We start from the raw sequence: 18,563 nt of genomic DNA on the forward strand, positions 1-18,563 counted from the left end.
GGACCAGACAAGGGGCACAAGCCGAGCGCCCGGCCCTCCCCCCTTGATCCCGCGCCCATATCCCGCAAGGGTTGCGATGGTGCAGGTGAAAGGGTGCGCGTCATGGACCAGACCACGGTCACATTGCCGATCAGCGAACAGGCCCTTTGGGTCATCCTGTCGGCCATCGGGCTTGCGGCGCTGACCGGCCTCCTCTGGCTCACCTTGAACGAGCAGGACCGCAAGACCGAACGCGACCCCCTGTCATTGCTCACCGCCTTCGGCTGGGTGCTGCTGCCGGTCTGGCTCGTGATCTTCGTCGCGACGCTCTGGCAGGTCTGGCTCGTCGTGATCGGCGGGACAGGCACCCTCTCCGATTCAACCAGCCTCGGCACAGGCGCCCTCATCGCCGCCCTTCTCGGCGCCCCTTTCGTGATCTGGGGCACGGTGCTGAAACACCAGACCGTGCGCTACCAGAAAGAGGGGCACATCACCGACCGGATCACATCGGCGGTGGAACAGTTGGGAGCGGAGAAGACCGTCAAGAAGGACGGCGACGAAACCACCAAACCCAATATCGAGGTCCGCATCGGCGCGATCCTGTCGCTGGAACGCATCGCACAGGATTCGACCACCCATGACAACGGCCGCGACCATGTGCGGGTGATGGAAATCCTCTGCGCCTATGTGCGGGAAAATGCCCCCGCGAGCAAAGCACCGGATCTTCCATTTCCTCAAGAATGCAAACAAGATACTATTGATGAAAAAAGAAAATCTACGCCAAGCTGGATCACAAACGAGTTCACTCTGCGGACTGACGTCCAACTCGCACTTTCAGTAATTGGCCGCCGAACGCGACAGCAAGTGAAAGTTGAAAGAAATCATCCAACGCAAGATGGCACAGGGTATCGACTTGATCTTTCTAGGACAAATTTGCGGTATGCTGATTTCCAATACCTAGATTTTGAAAGAACAAATTTTTTCCGCAGTCAAATGCAAGCAATATTTTGCAAAAGTGCCAATTTTTCAGGTGCCAACTTTGTATACTGTGAGCTAACCGGAGCAAACGCTGCGAACGCCAATTTCTCAAACGCAAGGATTGAATCTGCTGACCTATCGCACGCTACTCTAAGAGAAGCGGATTTATTAGATTGCAAGATATCACACACGCACTTCGTGCGAGCAAATTTACAAGGGTCCAGGATACGATTTTGTAATAATGTAGACAATCGAGAGGTCAATAGGGCGTTCTTTGTTGATTGCGACCTAAGATGCGCACTGATTCAAGGCGATCTGCTTGGCGTTGTCATCAAGCTTGAACCCTTGCCTGATGAGACAATACCTCGTGGTATAATCGCCGCCGCATTTAGAAGCGCCCGTGTGGGAGCAACGCGCCAGTTTCTCGATCGCCTCCTCAATGAGACCGCCATTCCAAACGATTGGCTTCACAAGGCTTTCGGCGATGCCAGCGTCACCCTACCCCAGGGCATCGACCGCCCCGCGCATTGGCCCGACTGGGAGCTCCCTCACACCGGCGAACACGCCTTCCACACCGAATGGCGCAAATGGCAAGCCAACCCCTCCAACTACACCCCACCCCCCAAACCCACCGACTGACCCCCATCACACTCCCGTGATCCCGTGATCCGTTTCCCCCGGCCCGCGTAACCTGTTCAGTGTGGCCGCACGAGAGACGACAAAGCAATTCACTCTGACACGAGGAGGTCTTCATGACCCGTTTCACTACCCTTATCGCCGCTTCCGCAACAGCCGTTGCGGCGCTTGGCGCTGCCGTGCCGGCTCTGGCCGACAATCACGGGATGAAAAAGAACATCGTCGAGACGGCAGCCGATGACGAGCGTTTCTCGACGCTCGTTGCCGCCGTCACCGCCGCCGACCTGGTCGAGACGCTTTCGGGCGAAGGTCCGTTCACCGTCTTCGCCCCGGTCAATGACGCCTTTGACGCGCTGCCCGAAGGCACCGTCGAGGGGCTGCTCGAACCCGAGGCCAAGGGCGACCTGACCAACGTGCTGCTCTATCACGTCGTGCCGGGCGAAGTCATGTCGGGCGACATCCCCGAGGGCACCATGGGTGCGGGTACCGCGCTCGAAGGCGCCGACCTCTGCGTGACCAGCGGCGAGGGCGTGATGCTCGACGACGGCACGGGCGCGATGGCCAATGTCATCATCGCCGACATCGAGGCCAGCAACGGCGTGATCCACGTCGTGGACAAGGTTCTCATGCCGGGCAACAACCCCGAGTGTTGATCACGCGCTGATCAACCCGGATCTCGCTCACGCGGCGAGAGACCCCGCCCTACCCAAGGGGCGGGGTTTTCCTTTGCCGAGGACCGGCTGGCATTGACCGGGTCGGGGATGCTAAGAAACGGACAGGCAGCCCGCACGCTCACGCGACGGGGCGGGCGGCCGCCCTGCCCGCGGCCGATCAAAGGCACCAGCATCATGGACACGCTTCCGCTCTTCCTGCGCATCAACGACAAGAAGGTCGTGGTCGATGGCGACGACACGGTGGCCGCCCGCCGGGTCGAGCGCGCGCTCTCGGCCGGGGCCCGGGTCGCGCTCTTCGCACCACGGCCCTCGGCGGAACTGGCCATGCTGCTCGACGCGCCGCAGCTCACCCACCACGCCCGTCTGCCCACGCGCGAGGACATTCGCGGCGCTTTCGTGGTCTGGGGCGCCTCGGAGGATGACGCGCGTGACGCGCGGCTCTATCAATGGACCCGCGACGAGGGTTGCCTTGCCAATATCGCCGACCGCCCCGAGATGTGCGATTTCATTACCCCCTCGATCGTCGACCGTTCGCCCATCCTCGTGGCGATCTCGACCGGCGGCGTGGCCCCCGTGATCGGCCGCATCCTGCGCGCGCGCATCGAATCCACCCTGCCCGCCACCTTCGGGCGGCTGGCGCAGTTCGTCGGCGGGTTCCGCGACCGGATCGCCGCCACCTTCCCGGGCGGGCGCGAAAGGCGCCACTTCTGGGAAAACATGATCGAAGGCCCGGCCGGCGATCTTTTCCTCGCCGGTGACGCCGCCCGCGCCACCGCGCGGATCGAACGGGACCTGGCCGACGCCGCCACGGGCAAGAGCCAGCCGACGGGCGAGGTCTGGCTGGTCGGGGCCGGGCCGGGCGATCCCGATCTTCTGACCTTCCGTGCCCTGCGCCTGATGCAGCGCGCCGACGTGGTGCTTTATGACCGGCTGATCGGGGATGACATCCTCGCCCTCGTGCGCCGCGACGCGACCCGCATCTATGTGGGCAAGGCGCCCTCGAACCACACCATGTCACAGGAAGAGATCTCCGCGCTCATGGTGCGCCTCGCCCGCGACGGCAACCGCGTGCTGCGCCTCAAGGGGGGCGATCCCTTCATCTTCGGGCGCGGCGGCGAAGAGATCGAGATCCTGGCCCGCGAGGGCATCGGCTTCCAGGTGGTGCCCGGCATCACCGCAGCGGCCGGCTGTGGCGCCTATGCGGGCATCCCGCTCACCCATCGCGACCACGCCCAGTCCTGCGTCATGGTCACCGCCCACGGGCATCACAGCCTTGCCAAGCTCGATTGGCAGGCACTGGTCCGCCCCGGCCAGACCACGGCGATCTACATGGGGCTCTCCGCGCTCGGCGACCTGATCGAGCGATTCGACACCCTCGGCGTGGACATGACGACCCCGGTCGCCGTGATCGAGAACGGCACCCGCCCCGAACAACAGGTCGTGACCGGCACGCTGGCCGACATTCACGGCCGCGTCACGGCCGCAGCGATCAGCGGGCCGTCCATGATCCTCATCGGTTCGGTGGTGCGCCTGCGCGACCGGCTCAACTGGGCAGCCGACAACTCCGTCCATGAACTCAGCCTCGCCCCGTCGAGGCGGCTGGAAATCTGATCGCACCGAAGCGCCCCGGGGAACGCGCCCGTCGGGCGCGACATCACCGCCGATCCGCGCCGAAAGGCGCCGCGGTGGCTCCACAAGGCAAAACAGGCTTGATTTGCCCGGCCCCAGCGGCGACACAAGGCGCAGAACGCACAAGGAACCAAGCGGGAAACATATGGCGCTTCCGGTCAGGGATCAACTCAAATACTGGGGCATTGCCGCGCTTGTCTTCGTGGTGGTCCTCTGGGTGCTGGGCGACGTGATCCTGCCCTTCGTGCTGGGCGGCGCCATCGCCTATTTCCTCGATCCCGTGGCTGACCGGCTCGAACGGCTGGGCACATCGCGCGGCGTCGCAACCGCGATCATCACCGTCTTCGCCACGCTCGTTTTCATCCTCATGGCCCTCTTGGTCATCCCGACGCTGGTGCAGCAAGCGATCGCGCTTTTCAACACCGCGCCGCAACTGGCCGAGGATCTCCAGGCGTTTCTCACCGACCGCTTCCCGTCGCTGGTCGACGCGGACAGCACCCTTCGCAAATCGCTCCTCGCAGTGGGCGAAAAGGTGCAGGAGCGCGGTGGCGAGCTTCTCGAAGCGGTGCTGAACTCTGCCGCCTCGATCATCAATATCGTGCTTCTCTTCGTGATCGTGCCGGTGGTGGCGGTCTATCTGCTCTACGATTGGGACCGCATGATCTCCCGCATCGACACGCTCCTGCCGCGCGATCACGCGCCGGTCATCCGCCAGCTGGCGGGCGAGATCGACATGGTGCTGGCCTCGTTCATCCGTGGCATGGGCACGGTCAGCCTGATCCTGGGCACCTATTACGCGGTCGCCCTGATGGCGCTTGGGCTGCAATTCGGGCTGGTCGTGGGGTTCGTCGCGGGTGCCCTCACCTTCATTCCCTACGTCGGCGCCATTCTCGGCGGTTCGCTGGCCATCGGACTGGGGCTCTTCCAGTTCTGGGGCGAGTGGATCACCCTTGGACTGGTGGCCGCGGTCTTCGTCAGCGGCCAGGTGGCCGAAGGCAATGTCCTCACCCCCAAGCTCGTCGGAAGCTCGGTCGGGCTGCACCCGGTCTGGCTCATTTTCGCGCTGTCGGTCTTCGGCACGCTTTTCGGCTTCGTGGGCATGCTGGTCGCCGTGCCCGTCGCCGCCGCCTTCGGGGTCATCGCCCGGTTTGCCATCGACCAATACGTGGGCAGCCGCCTCTACCGCGGGCTGGAGTCGCGGGACGAAACGTGATGGCCCGTCAGCTTCGTTTCGACCTGCCGGCGCGGACCGCCCACGGGCGCGAGGATTTCTTCGTTTCGCCCGCCAACGCCCACGCGGTCGCCATGATCGAGACCTGGGCCGACTGGCCCGGGCGCAAGCTCGCGCTGATCGGGCCCGCGGGGGCGGGCAAGACCCATCTCGCGCATGTCTGGACCACCCTGTCGGGGGGGGCCCGCCACCCCCCTGGGGGGCGCCTCTCTCTTGCCGGCCCCCGACCTTGTGCGCCACGACATCCCCGGCCTCTCCCGCACGAACCTCGTGATCGAGAATGTGCCGGAGATCGCCGGTGACACGCGCGCCGAAGAGGCGCTCTTTCATCTGCACAACCTTGCGCTGGCCGAGGGGCGCACGCTGCTGTTCACCGCGCACACTGCGCCCGCCCGCTGGGGCCTTGCCCTGCCCGATCTGCAAAGCCGGATGCAAGGCACCACGGCCGTCATCATCGAGCCGCCCGATGACAACCTGCTTGCGGCGGTGCTGATGAAACTCTTTACCGACCGTCAGCTTTCGCCCACCCCCGACACCATCCCCTACCTTCTGCGCCATATCGACCGCAGCTTCGACAGCGCCCGGCAGATCGTGACCGCGCTGGACGAGGCCGCACTCGACCAGCGCCGCGAGATCAATCGCCGCCTCGCCGCGGACCTCGTGGGCCGGTTCGCGGGCTGAGCCGCATCACCCCTCCGCCGGCCTTGCCGCGGTCTGCTCCCGACCCCATATCCCACAAAGGCCCTATGACCCGACAGGATGTTTCCCCGCCATGCGCCCGACCGTCAAATCCGCTCTCATCGCCCTGCTCTGCCTGGGCACCCCCCTCACAGCCATGGCCCAATCCAAAATGCTCGAAACCTTCGAAACAGCCCCCGAAACCCGCTGGCGCTTTTTCACCGACACCGTAATGGGCGGCGTCTCGCAGGGCGAACTCGACTTCCTGCGCGAAGGCGGCCAAACCCATGCCCGGCTCACCGGCACGGTCAGCACCGAAAATAACGGCGGCTTCATCCAGATGCGCACCGACCTCTCGGCGCCGCCGCCCGACGACGCCACCGGCTTGCGCCTCGTTCTGCGCGGCAACGATCAACGCTATTTCGTGCATCTGCGCACCGGCGGCACGGTGTTGCCGTGGCAGTATTATCAGGCCGGTTTCCACGCCCCGCCGGAATGGACCGAGATCCGCCTGCCCTTCACCGCGTTCGAGCCATCGGGCCGGCTGCTGCGCGGCACCCCGCGAATCGCGGGCATCAAATCGGTGGGCATCGTGGCCTTCGGGCGCGATCACGAGGCCGAGATCGACCTGCGCGAGGTAGGTTTTTACTGATCCGACCGCCGGCCGGTCACTGGACAAGCCCCCGCACAGGGCGCAAACTCGCCCTTCATATCGTCACCCAACATTTACAAGAAAGCCGCATAAGCCGGATATGCCAAACGCAGATTTTCTCGCCAACCCGTTCATCGACCCGTCCGACATGCCCGATCTCGACATCGCCGGGCCCGGGCGCTTCTTCAATCGTGAACTGAGTTGGCTCGGATTTAACTGGCGCGTCCTGGAGGAGGCCGAGAACCCGCGCGTGCCGCTGCTCGAACGGCTGCGCTTCCTGTCGATCTCGGCCAACAATCTCGACGAATTCTACACCGTCCGCGTGGCGGGCCTGCGCGAACTTGCCCATGGCGGCGTCACCACCCCCGCCGCCGATGGGCTGAGTCCGGCCGAACAGCTCAAGCTGATCAACGCCGAGGCGCGCAACCTCATGGCCCATCAACAGGCCACCTATGACAAGCTTGCCAGCGAAATGCAGAGCAAGGGTATCTCGATCTGCAAGCGCGAAACACTGTCCAAGGACGACCGCGCCCACCTCTCCGAGGTGTTTCTCGCCCGCGTCTTCCCGGTCCTGTCACCGCTGGCCATCGACCCCGCGCATCCCTTTCCCTTCATTCCCAACACCGGCTTTGCCCTCGCGCTGGAACTCGAACGCAAGCGTGACAAGCGCGAGTTGAAGGCCCTGCTGCCGATCCCGCACCAGATCGACCGCTTCGTGCCGCTGCCCGCCGATGACGGAACCCACCGCTTCCTGCCGCTCGAGGAACTGTTGCTCGACAATATCGGCTCGCTCTTCCCGGGCTACGCGCTCAAGGGTCACTGCGCCTTTCGCGTGCTGCGCGACAGCGATCTCGAATTGGAAGAAGAGGCCGAAGACCTGGTGCGCGAGTTCGAGACCGCCCTCAAACGCCGCCGGCGCGGCGAAGTGGTGCGCATGAAGGTTTCGGCCGACGCGCCCCCCGCGCTTCTCGACCTGATCAAGCGCGAACTGCATGTCACCGACGACGAGGTGGTCGCGATCGACGGGCTGATCGGCATGGCCGACCTTGACGAACTGGTGCTCGATACCCGCCCCGACCTTCTCTGGCCCTCGTTCACGCCGCGCGTGCCCGAACGGGTGCAGGATTTCGACGGCGACATGTTCGCCGCGATCCGGCAAAAGGACATGCTGCTGCATCACCCCTATGAAACCTTCGACATGGTGGTGCGCTTTCTGGCCCAGGCCGCGCGCGATCCCGACGTGGTGGCGATCAAGCAGACGCTTTACCGCACCTCGCGCGACAGCCCGATCGTCGATGCGCTCTGCGAGGCCGCCGAGGACGGCAAATCCGTCACCGCGCTGGTCGAGCTCAAGGCCCGTTTCGACGAGGCCGCCAATATCCGCCAGTCGCGCCGGCTCGAACGTGCGGGCGCGCATGTGGTCTATGGCTTTCTCGACCTCAAGACCCATGCCAAGATCTCGACCGTGGTGCGCCGCGAAGGTGACCGGCTGGTGACCTATACCCATTACGGCACCGGCAATTACCACCCGATCACCGCGCGCATCTACACCGACCTGTCGTTCTTTACCTGCGATCCGGCACTGGGCCGCGACGCCACCAAGGTGTTCAACTTCCTCTCGGGCTATGCCCAGCCCGAAAGCCTCGAAAACCTCTCCATCTCGCCAATCTCGCTCAAGCCGAAACTGCTCGACATGATCGAGGCCGAGATTGCGCATGCCGAGGCCGGCCGCCCGGCCGAGATCTGGGCCAAGATGAACGCGCTCATCGATTCCGAGGTGATCGATGCGCTCTATGCGGCCTCGCGCGCGGGGGTAAAGATCAGCCTCGTGGTGCGCGGCATCTGCGGGTTGCGCCCCGGGGTCAAGGGCCTGTCCGAGAATATCCGCGTGAAATCCATCGTCGGGCGCTTTCTGGAACATTCGCGCATCGTGTGTTTCGGCAACGGCAAGGGCCTGCCGCACAAGAAGGCACGGGTCTTCATGTCGTCCGCCGACTGGATGGGCCGCAATCTCAACCGCCGCGTCGAAACCCTCGTCGAGATCGAGAACCCCACCGTCAAGGCCCAGATCACCGAACAGATCATGGCCGCAAACATGGCCGACGTGGCGCAAAGCTGGGTGATGACCCCCGACGGGCACTTCACCCGCGCCGCCCCGCCCGAAGAGGGGCTGGCCTTCTCCTGCCACCGCTTCTTCATGGAACACCCGTCGCTTTCCGGCCGCGGCACCGCCGGCGCGTCGGACGTGCCGCAACTGACGCACAGCGAGGATTGAAAGGGCGGCCCGCCCAGAAAGGTCACCACGCAAGCGCTCCATGCCTCCCAAGACGCGCGGTCGCCGACCCGCGGGGTGGCGAACCGGTATTTCAGCAATGCAATTCATGCCAGCCGAGCTCTTCCACCATCAGAGTTCCGCCAGGGCGCACCCGAAAATGATCCGTCTCGCCTCCCCGCGCCGTATCCTTCTTAAAGGAGACCAACCCATGCTGCGCCGTCTTGCCCTCACCCTCGCCCTGCTTCTTGGCACCCAGGCCCATGCCGTGGACCTTGCAACGCCTTTCGAGTCCATAGACGGCGGCACGCTTTCCATCGACCAATGGGCGGGGCAGCCTGTCCTCGTGGTCAACACCGCCTCGCGCTGCGGCTACACCCCGCAATACAGCGGCCTGCAAAAGCTCTATGACCGCTACCGTGATCGTGGCCTCGTGGTGCTGGCCGTGCCCTCGAACGATTTCCGCCAGGAACTGGCCAGCGAGGACGAGGTCAAGGAATTCTGCGAGGTGCAATTCGGCCTCGACATCCCCATGACCACCATAACCCACGTGCGCGGGCCGGACACGCACCCGTTCTACGCCTCCCTGCGGGCCGAGGCCGGGTTCACCCCGCGCTGGAACTTCAACAAGGTGCTGATCGGCCCCGAGGGCGAGGTCGTCGAAACCTACGGTTCGCGCACCGACCCGCTCTCGCGCAGCATCACCACGCAGATCGAGGCGCTGCTGCCCGCGGACAGCTGAACCGGATCAGCACCGGATCAGCCCTGCGCCTTGAGTTCCAGCCGCCGCCGATGCAGCACCGGCTCGGTATAGCCCGAGGGCTGCACGCGGCCGCGAAACACGAGGTCGCAAGCCGCCTGGAACGCGAGCCCGTCAAAGCCCGGCGCCATTGGCCGGTAGTCTGGATCGCCCGCGTTCTGCCCGTCCACCACCTTGGCCATGCGCTTCATCGCCGCCATCACCGCATGCTGGTCCACCACCCCGTGATGCAGCCAGTTGGCCAGCGCCTGGCTTGAAATTCGACAGGTCGCGCGGTCCTCCATCAGCCCCACATCGTTGATGTCGGGCACCTTGGAACAGCCCACCCCCTGGTCGATCCAGCGCACAACATAGCCCAGGATGCCCTGCGCGTTGTTCTCGACCTCGCGGGTCAGGTCCTCGCCGCTCAGGTTGCGGCCCGCCATCACCGGGATGGTCAACAGGTCATCCAACGTCCCGCGCGGCCCGCCCGCCGCGATCTCGTCCTGCCGGGCGAGCACGTCGATCTCGTGGTAATGCGTCGCGTGCAGCGTCGCCGCCGTGGGGCTGGGAACCCAGGCGCAATTGGCGCCCGCCTTGGGATGGCCGATCTTCTGGTCAAGCATGTCGCCCATGAGATCGGGCATCGCCCACATCCCCTTGCCGATCTGCGCCCGCCCGCGCAGCCCGCAAGCCAGGCCGATATCGACATTGCGATCCTCGTAGGAGGTAATCCACGGCGTCGATTTCATCTCGCCCTTGGGCAGCATCGGCCCGGCTTCCATGCTGGTATGAATCTCGTCACCCGTCCGGTCGAGGAACCCGGTGTTGATGAAGGCCACCCGGTGCTTCGCCGCCCGGATACATTCCTTGAGGTTGACGCTGGTGCGCCGTTCCTCGTCCATGATACCCAGCTTCACGGTGTATCGCGGCAGGCCGAGAAACTCCTCGACCCGGGTGAACATCTCGTCGGCGAACGCCACCTCTTCCGGCCCGTGCATCTTGGGCTTGACCACGTAGACCGACCCGTGCGCCGAATTGCGCCCCTTGTCATGCATCGCGATCAGCACCGTGATCGCCGCATCCATCAACCCCTCGGGCACCTCGTTGCCATCACGGTCATGGATCGCAGGGTTGGTCATCAGGTGCCCCACATTGCGCACCAGCATGAGCGACCGCCCCTTGAGCACTCGCACAGCCCCATCCGCCCCGGTGAACTCCAGGTCGGGGTTGAGCGCGCGGGTAAAGGTCCGCCCGCCCTTGGCAACCTCCTCGGTCAGGCTGCCATCCATCAGCCCCAGCCAGTTGGCATAGGCCAGAACCTTGTCCTCGGCATCGACACAGGCCACCGAATCCTCGCAATCCATGATCGTGGACATCGCCGATTCCAGCCTGATGTCATTGATCCCGGCCGGATCGGTCTTGCCGATTTCGCCTTCGGGATTCACATCCACGACGATGTGCAACCCGTTGGCTTTCAACACGATGGCACTCGGCGCCGTCGCCTCGCCCATATGCCCCGCGAACTGCCCGGGATCGCGCAACGCCGGAACGAGCGCGCCCTGTGCAACCCCGAGCGCGCGCGCATCCGCCCACGACCCGCGCGCCAACGGCACCGCCTTGTCGAGATGCGCCTTGGCCCAGGCGATCACCCGCGCCCCGCGCGCGGCGTCATAGCCGCCGCCCTGCGGCAGATCGCCCAGCGCGTCGGTGCCGTAAAGCGCATCGTAAAGCGACCCCCAGCGCGCATTGGCGGCATTGAGCGCAAAGCGCGCATTGGTGATCGGGACCACCAGTTGCGGCCCTGGCACCTCGGCGATCTCGGGATCGACACCCGCCGTCTCGATGCCGAAATCCGGCCCCTCCGGCACGATATAGCCAATCTCTTCCAGGAACGCCCGGTACCCCACCGGATCATGCGCCTGTCCGCGCCGTTCCTGGTGCCAGGCATCGATCTGTGACTGGATCTCGTCGCGCCGCTCCAGAAGCCGCCGGTTCTCGGGTCCAAGCTCGTGCACCAGCGCCGAGAAGCCCGACCAGAACGCATCCGCGTCAACCCCGGTGCCGGGCAAGGCGCGTGCCTCCACGAACGTGGCGAGCCGCTCATCCACCTGCAACCCGTGCTTCTCGATCCGTTCGGCCATCACGCCCTCCTTCGCGGCAATTTGCCCCATGTTTAGCGAAGGCACCTTCGCACGGCAACAAAATTGGTTATGTTTTTTTACCAATCAGGACGAAAGATTATCAAACGATCCCAAATAATCCGATACCCCATCGCATTTTCACGAAGAATTCACCGCGCCAGCCCGTCATCACCCTTCATCGCGCATCACGACTCCAGAAACCGGTGCGCCGCCGGATCCCAGACGAGGCCGAACTGCCGCGCGATCTTGGCAAAACTGCTGCTGTGCCCCCGTTTCATCGCGCGTTCCGACCAGGTGCGGATCGGAATGGCGAAATTGTCGCCGATCCCGTCAACCAGCACGAATTGCGGCCGGCCCATCCGGATACCGTAACTCACGTTGAGCATGTTCATGTCCGTGGTGCGCACCTTCCACTCCAGCAGCCTTTGGGCAAAATCATTGAGCAGCGGAACATGCTCGGGCCCGAACCTCCCGTTGTCGCGCATGGTCAGGAGGTTGGGCCCGATCACACCCGTCCCGTCATGGATGCGCTCCACGATCGAGGCCGAACCGATGTCGGTCTCGACAAAGCCGAACTTGCGCGGAATCGGCAGATCGCCCTGCACCTTGCCGACCTGCGTCTGCACCATGATGTAACATTCGAATTCCTTGAAAATCGCCCGCATCCGGGTCGATGGAAACATCCGAAGGCTGTGCCCGCGAAACCCCTTGAGCTTCATTTCCGACAGGTCGAGCAGCACCTTGAACAGGACATCCGGATAATCGGGGTGAAAATAGACGGCCCGATCATTGCCACGCGCCACGCGCTCCCCCTCGGAGAGCGCGATCTTGTGCAGGGGGATACGATAATCACAAGTGGTGCCACTGACCTTTAGCACAGAGAATTCCTTGGACCTGGCAAACCGACACGCTTCGGCACGATTTCATAAAGATGTCACAAAAGTCCCGCAAAGCCAAACGCCCGATCAATCAAGGCGTTCACATTTCAGCGTCCTTCACGTGTCAGTTGCGCCGGCGCGACCGTCGGCACCGCTCGGAACAGTGGCGCAGCTCGTCCCAGACCCGCGCCCATTTCCGGCGCCACGCGAAGGGGCGCCCGCAGGTCGCACAGGTCTTGACCGGCAGGTCGCCCTTGCGGCGCATCCTGCTCACAGGTCCAGTTTCATTTGCCGGTCCGCCGCCGGGCGGGGGCGCTTGCGGCTGGCATGGCGGGCGATCACGCGGCGCTTTTCCTCGGCAAATCCCGTTTCGCGCCGCACTGCCCGGACCGCCGCGCGCGCCGCACGCGCGGCCGCGGCCACGTCAACCACCGGCGCAGGATAGGCGAGGCGCCGCGCCCCCTCCCAGCGCCACGGCTCCTGAAGCAACGCATCGGGCACCTCACGCAACTCGGGCAGCCATCTGCGGGTGAACTCTCCCGTCGGGTCCTGGTCATGCCCCTGTTTCACCGGGTTGTAGATGCGGATCGTGTTGATACCCGTCACGCCCGACTGCATCTGCACCTGCGGCCAGTGAATCCCCGGCTCGTAATCGGTGAACAGCCGCGCCAGCACCCGCCCCGTCGCACGCCAGTCGAGCCACAGGTGATAGGAGGCCACCGCCATCACCATGCTGCGCATCCGGAAGTTGAGCCACCCGGTCGCGCGCAGCGACCGCATGCAGGCATCGACAAAGGGCAGGCCGGTCTCGCCCTTGTCCCACGCCGCCAGCCGTGCGGCATCGGGCACGTGCGGGCGCAGGTCGTCACAGGCGCGGTGCATCGCGTGATGCTCGATCGCGGGCTCGTCCTCCAGCTTCTGCATGAAGTGGTCACGCCACGCGAGCCGCGCCTGGAACGCGCGCATCGACCCGGCCCATGCCTTGCCCCGCCCCCCGGGCGCGGCACGCCCCGCCTGCACCGCCTCTCGCACCGAGAGCGTGCCGAAAGCCAGGTGCGGGCTGAGCCGCGAACAGGCGCGCGCGCCCTCGCCCGGCCGCGACATGGCCCATTGATAAGTCTCGCCCCGCGTGGCGAGAAAGCTCTCCAACGCGCCCAGCGCCCGGTCGCGCCCGCCTCGCTGTTGCCCCGGGCAGTGATCGTCAAGGCCCAGCACATGCGGCGCGGGCGGCGCCACGCCCTCCACCGGCCGGCCCCGCACCTCGCCCGGCACGCCGACCACCGGCGCGCGCATGAACATATCGCGCAGCCCCTGCCAGGCATCGCGCCCACCCAGCCGCCGCACCACCCCGCATTGCGCCAGTTCCTCCCAGGCAACGCCCTGCCCCCGCGCCCAGGCCGCAACCCGCCGGTCACGCGCAAAGCTCCAGGCGTTGCCGGTCTCCTCGTGGCTCACCATCCGCGCCGCGCCGGTCTCGGTGCGCAGGCATTCCAACACCTCGACTGCATCGCCCACCCGTATGACAAGCCCGAGGCCCAGCCGCGCCAACCCCGCGCGCAGGCTTTCCAGGCAATCCAGCACGAAGCCATATTGCCGCCCCGACGCATCCGCCTGCGCCCAGAGCGCGGGCTCGATGATATAAAGCGGAATGACCGGCCCCAGCGCCACCGCCCGCGCCAGCGCCGGGTGATCCTCGATGCGCAGATCGCGCTTGAACCAGCATATGACAGGCGCTTGCGGCATGGTCTTTCCGATCGTTTCACCGGGTTACGCCCCGGCCTGCGCCGCGGATCACCCATTGAAGCCACGCGCGCGGCCCCGTAACGTCGCCTCACCGCGCAGCCGAAGGAGACAGAGCATGAAAGACGCCGCCCCCCAAACCGTCTATCTCGAGGATTACACCCCCTTCGGCTTCACGGTTGAAAAGGTCGATCTGACCTTCCGCCTTGCTCCATCGGCCACCCGCGTGCGCTCGAAAATCCGCTTCGCCCCCAAGCCCGACGCGCCCGGCCGCCGGTTCTTCCTGCATGGCGAAGACCTCAAGCCCATCTCGACCCGGATCGACGGCACCGAGATCACCCCGCGCCACGTCGAAGGCGGCATCGAACTGAACGCCCCCGACACCCCCTTCACCTTCGAAGCCGAGGTCGAGATCGACCCCGCCGCCAACACCGCGCTCGAAGGGCTCTACATGTCAGGGGGGATGTACTGCACCCAGTGCGAGGCCGAGGGTTTCCGCAAGATCACCTGGTATCCCGACCGCCCCGACGTGATGGCGCCCTTCAGCGTGCGCATCGAGGGCGACATGCCGGTGATGCTCTCGAACGGCAATCCCGGTGCATCCGGCCCCGGCTTTGCCGAATGGCACGACCCCTGGCCCAAGCCCGCCTATCTCTTCGCCCTCGTCGCGGGCGACCTGCGCAACCACCCCGACAGCTTCACCACGATGTCGGGCAAGACGGTCGATCTCAACATCTGGGTCCGCCCCGGCGACGAGGGCAAATGCGCCTTCGGAATGGAGGCGCTCAAGAAATCCATGGCATGGGACGAAAAGGTTTACGGCCGCGAATACGATCTCGACGTTTTCAACATCGTGGCCGTGGACGATTTCAACATGGGCGCGATGGAGAACAAGGGCCTCAACATCTTCAACTCCTCCTGCGTGCTGGCCAGCCCGGAAACCAGCACCGACGCCAATTTCGAACGGATCGAGGCGATCATCGCGCACGAGTATTTCCACAACTGGACCGGCAACCGCATCACCTGCCGCGACTGGTTCCAGCTTTGCCTCAAGGAGGGGCTGACCGTCTTTCGCGACGCGGAATTCACCGCCGACATGCGCAGCGCGCCGGTCAAGCGCATCGAGGACGTGATCGCGCTCCGCGCCCGCCAGTTCCGCGAGGATAACGGCCCGCTCGCCCACCCGGTGCGGCCCCAGAGCTTTGTCGAGATCAACAATTTCTACACCGCCACGGTCTATGAAAAGGGCGCCGAGCTGATCGGGATGCTCAAAACGCTCGTGGGCGATGACGCCTACGCCCGCGCGCTCGACCTCTATTTCACCCGCCATGACGGCGATGCCGCCACGATCGAGGATTGGCTCAAGGTGTTCGAGGATGCCACCGGTCGCGACCTGACGCAATTCAAGCGCTGGTATGACGAGGCCGGAACCCCGCGCCTTTCATGGTCCGAGGCTTTCGAGGATGGCACCTATACGCTCACCTTCCGCCAGCACACGCCCCCTACCCCCGGCCAGCCCGACAAGGCCCCGCGCGTCATCCCCATCGCCGTGGGCCTGCTCAACCCCAATGGCGACGAGGTGCAGCCCACCACCGTGCTCGAAATGACCGAACCCGAACAGAGTTTCACCTTCGACGGGCTCTCCGCGAAACCCGTTCCATCGATCCTGCGCGACTTCTCGGCCCCGGTGATCCTCGAAACCCGAACCGACACCGCAACCCGCGCCTTCCTGCTCGCGCATGACACCGACCCGTTCAACCGCTGGCAGGCAGGGCGCGACCTCGCCCTCGATTGCCTCCTCGCCATGATCCGCGACGGCGCCGCCCCCGACACGGCCTATCTCGACGCGCTGCACACGCTCATCCGCGACGACACGCAAGACCCCGCCTTCCGCGCCCTCGCCCTCGGCCTGCCCTCGCAGGACGAACTGGCCCAGCTGCTCCACGATCACGGCCATACCCCCGACCCACAGGCGATCTGGGAGGCGCTGGAAACCCTCAAACAGGCCCGCGCCGAGGCGTTCCACGACACCGCCACGCGGCTCCACGCCCAGTACCAGGTGGAGGCGCCCTATGCGCCCGACGCCGCGCAATCCGCCGCCCGCAGCCTTGCGAACGCCGCCATGGCGATGCTCACCCAGCTCGATGGCGGCGCGCTGGCGCAGAAACAGTTCGACAGCGCCGACAACATGACCCGGCAACTCGCCGCGCTCTCGGCGCTGATATCGGCGGGGCGCGGCGATGAGGCCACCCGGCGCTTCTATGACCAATGGAAGCACGACCGCCTCGTGATCGACAAATGGTTCTCGGTCCAGATCGCGAATGCCACCCCGGACACGGCCGCAGACACCGCCAAGGCCCTCACCCGGCACCCCGATTTCACGATCCGCAACCCCAACCGCTTCCGCGCGACGCTGGGGGCGCTCACCATGAACCCGGCCGGGTTTCACCACGCCTCGGGCAAGGGATATGCGCTGCTGGCCGATCACCTCATCGCGCTCGACCCGCTCAATCCGCAGACCACGGCCCGCATGTGCACCGCGTTCGAGACATGGCGGCGCTACGATTCCGACCGTCAGGCGCTGATCGAGGCCGAGTTGCACCGCATCCTCGCCACGCCCGGCCTTTCGGGCGACACCACCGAGATGATCACCCGCATCCTCGGATGACCCCGGCATGAGTGGCGCCCCTCCAGATCCGGCCCCGCCGCCCTCGGCCTTCACCCATGAAAGACGGGGGCGCAGCCGGGCGGCCCTGATCGCGCTGGCGGTCACCTATGGCGTGCTCGTCGCCCTCGTGCTGCTCATCGACATGGCATGGTGGATCGCGCTCGGCGTCGCACTCTTCACCCTGCCGGCGCTGTGGGAATTCATCACCGACCCGCGTTCCACCCTCAGCCTCGATGACCGCGGACTCGGCTGGCAGACCCGCACCACCGGCGACACCCTGCCGCTGGCGCTGATCGACAAGGTGCGCTTCGACACGCGGCTCGATCTCTCGGTTCGGGTCACCCTCAACCTGCGCGACGGGCGCAAGATCCGCCTGCCCCACGCCGCCACCCCGCCGCATCGCACCTTCGAGCACGTGCTCAAGGCGCATGGCGTCCGCACCGAGCGCCACCACTTCTCCCTGATCGGCTAGGTCCGCCACGCCGCGTCATTGCGTGGGCCGCGACCCAAGGGCAGCGCACGCAGCATTTACCCAATCTCCCGTAAAGGCCGCCCCCGACGCGGCGGTGCACGCCCGGCAGCCGCCGGGCAGCCGGGAGTCACCCCCCCCGATTTTTCTGCGAAAATTCGCGTTAACCCCACCGCGCGGCGGGCCCGCGCCCCCCTTGCATCGGCCTGCGCCCCGGTCCACCCTGCGCCGCGAAGGCACCATTCCAGGAAGGCAGACCATGACCGCGAACATCCTTTTCGCCGCCCGCCCCGATCGTTGGGCAGAATACGAAAAACCGCTGCGCGACGCCCTTGACAAGACAGGGGTAAGCTATTCTCTTTCCACGGAATTTCCCCCCGAAGAGGTGGATTACATCATCTACGCGCCGAATTCCGAGGTGCAGGATTTCACCCCCTTCACACGCGCCAAGGCGGTGCTCAATCTCTGGGCCGGCGTCGAACACGTGGCGCCCAATCCGACCCTCGACATTCCCCTGGCACGGATGGTCGGCGGCGGTTTGACCGAAGGCATGGTCGAATGGGTCACCGGCCACACGCTCCGGCACCATCTCGGCATGGACGCTCACATCGTAAACCCTTCACATCATTGGAAACCTTCGCCCCCGCCGCTCGCCCATGAACGGGCGGTCACGGTCCTCGGGCTGGGCGAATTGGGCCGCGCCTGCGCCACCACGCTGGCCGGTCTCGGCTTTCGCGTCTCGGGCTGGTCGCGCAGCCCCAAGAGCATCGAGAACGTGACCTGCCACCACGGCGAGTCCGGCCTGCGCGATGCACTGCAAGATTCTGAAATCATTATTCTTCTTCTGCCAAACACGCCCGCCACCGAGAACACGCTCAACGCCGAAACCTTGGCCCTCACCGCCCCTGGCGCCTTCGTCATCAACCCCGGCCGCGGCACGCTCATCGACGACGACGCGCTGCTGGCCGCGCTCGACTCGGGCCGGGTCGCCCATGCCACGCTCGACGTCTTTCGCCAGGAACCCCTTCCCGCCGATCACCCCTACTGGTCGCATCCCAAGGTGACTGTGACACCACATATCGCGTCCGACACGCGCCCCGGCCCAGCCTCCGAGGTGATCGCCGAGAACGTGCGCCGGGGCGAAACGGGCGCGCCGTTTCTGCATCTCGTCGATCGCAGCGCAGGCTATTGACCAA

The 18,563-nt window shown here is 65.3% G+C and carries 14 protein-coding genes and 1 pseudogene; 11 read left to right on the forward strand and 4 right to left on the reverse strand.

Annotated elements, in window-relative coordinates; all coding sequences use genetic code 11:
- The first annotated feature begins 102 nt into the window (after positions 1-102).
- The 8 genes and pseudogenes from ACESL9_RS06090 to ACESL9_RS06125 all read left to right on the forward strand — a co-directional run bounded on the left by ACESL9_RS06090 (position 103) and on the right by ACESL9_RS06125 (position 9,471).
- The gene (locus ACESL9_RS06090) at positions 103-1,596 is read left to right on the forward strand and encodes a pentapeptide repeat-containing protein (RefSeq protein ID WP_372615318.1); all 1,494 of its coding nucleotides are present in this window, start codon (positions 103-105) and stop codon (positions 1,594-1,596) included.
- Between the two features lie 113 nt (positions 1,597-1,709).
- Entirely contained in the window at positions 1,710-2,246 is a 537-nt protein-coding gene (locus ACESL9_RS06095; RefSeq protein ID WP_372674604.1) for a fasciclin domain-containing protein, read from the forward strand.
- 195 nt (positions 2,247-2,441) lie between these two features.
- On the forward strand, positions 2,442-3,878 hold the full coding sequence (gene cysG, locus ACESL9_RS06100) for a siroheme synthase CysG (protein ID WP_372674605.1): 1,437 nt from the start codon (positions 2,442-2,444) through the stop codon (positions 3,876-3,878).
- A gap of 163 nt (positions 3,879-4,041) precedes the next feature.
- Positions 4,042-5,109, forward strand: a complete 1,068-nt coding sequence (locus ACESL9_RS06105; RefSeq protein WP_372613100.1) for an AI-2E family transporter — start codon at positions 4,042-4,044, stop codon at positions 5,107-5,109.
- A pseudogene (locus ACESL9_RS06110) lies at positions 5,109-5,808 on the forward strand (DnaA ATPase domain-containing protein). Before ACESL9_RS06105 ends, ACESL9_RS06110 begins: the two are co-directional and overlap by 1 nt.
- A 91-nt stretch (positions 5,809-5,899) precedes the next feature.
- Entirely contained in the window at positions 5,900-6,457 is a 558-nt protein-coding gene (locus tag ACESL9_RS06115; RefSeq protein WP_372613104.1) for a CIA30 family protein, read from the forward strand.
- A 100-nt stretch (positions 6,458-6,557) separates the two neighbouring features.
- On the forward strand, positions 6,558-8,732 hold the full coding sequence (locus tag ACESL9_RS06120; RefSeq protein ID WP_372613106.1) for an RNA degradosome polyphosphate kinase: 2,175 nt from the start codon (positions 6,558-6,560) through the stop codon (positions 8,730-8,732).
- Positions 8,733-8,940: 208 nt separating this feature from the next.
- A complete protein-coding gene (locus ACESL9_RS06125) occupies positions 8,941-9,471 on the forward strand; it encodes a glutathione peroxidase (RefSeq protein WP_372674606.1) in 531 nt (176 codons plus the stop codon).
- A 17-nt stretch (positions 9,472-9,488) separates the two neighbouring features.
- Here the strand turns inward: ACESL9_RS06125 and ACESL9_RS06130 are convergent, their stop codons facing one another.
- From ACESL9_RS06130 to ACESL9_RS06145, 4 genes are all read right to left on the reverse strand, one after another.
- Positions 9,489-11,612 (reverse strand): malate synthase G, encoded by a 2,124-nt coding sequence (locus tag ACESL9_RS06130; protein WP_372674607.1) that lies wholly within the window; start codon positions 11,610-11,612, stop codon positions 9,489-9,491.
- A gap of 185 nt (positions 11,613-11,797) precedes the next feature.
- Positions 11,798-12,490 (reverse strand): YrbL family protein, encoded by a 693-nt coding sequence (locus tag ACESL9_RS06135; RefSeq protein ID WP_372613112.1) that lies wholly within the window; start codon positions 12,488-12,490, stop codon positions 11,798-11,800.
- Between the two features lie 124 nt (positions 12,491-12,614).
- Positions 12,615-12,755: a DUF2256 domain-containing protein gene (locus ACESL9_RS06140; RefSeq protein WP_372613114.1), complete on the reverse strand. Its 141-nt coding sequence runs from the start codon at positions 12,753-12,755 to the stop codon at positions 12,615-12,617.
- A 5-nt stretch (positions 12,756-12,760) separates the two neighbouring features.
- Positions 12,761-14,233 carry an FAD-binding domain-containing protein gene (locus ACESL9_RS06145; protein WP_372674608.1) on the reverse strand — a complete coding sequence of 491 codons (1,473 nt, stop codon included), beginning with the start codon at positions 14,231-14,233 and terminating at the stop codon, positions 12,761-12,763.
- A gap of 115 nt (positions 14,234-14,348) precedes the next feature.
- Here ACESL9_RS06145 and pepN point away from each other — a divergent pair, with 115 nt between their 5' ends.
- The 3 genes from pepN (at position 14,349) to ACESL9_RS06160 (ending at position 18,559) form a co-directional block, all read left to right on the forward strand.
- Positions 14,349-16,898 carry an aminopeptidase N gene (gene pepN, locus ACESL9_RS06150; RefSeq protein WP_372674609.1) on the forward strand — a complete coding sequence of 850 codons (2,550 nt, stop codon included), beginning with the start codon at positions 14,349-14,351 and terminating at the stop codon, positions 16,896-16,898.
- Positions 16,899-16,905: 7 nt separating this feature from the next.
- Positions 16,906-17,370, forward strand: a complete 465-nt coding sequence (locus tag ACESL9_RS06155; protein WP_372613120.1) for a hypothetical protein — start codon at positions 16,906-16,908, stop codon at positions 17,368-17,370.
- Positions 17,371-17,626: 256 nt separating this feature from the next.
- The gene (locus tag ACESL9_RS06160; protein WP_372613122.1) at positions 17,627-18,559 is read left to right on the forward strand and encodes a 2-hydroxyacid dehydrogenase; all 933 of its coding nucleotides are present in this window, start codon (positions 17,627-17,629) and stop codon (positions 18,557-18,559) included.
- The last annotated feature ends 4 nt before the right edge of the window (positions 18,560-18,563 follow it).

Origin of the sequence: Aquicoccus sp. (assembly GCF_041686535.1) — a bacterium.
Lineage (GTDB): Bacteria > Pseudomonadota > Alphaproteobacteria > Rhodobacterales > Rhodobacteraceae > Aquicoccus.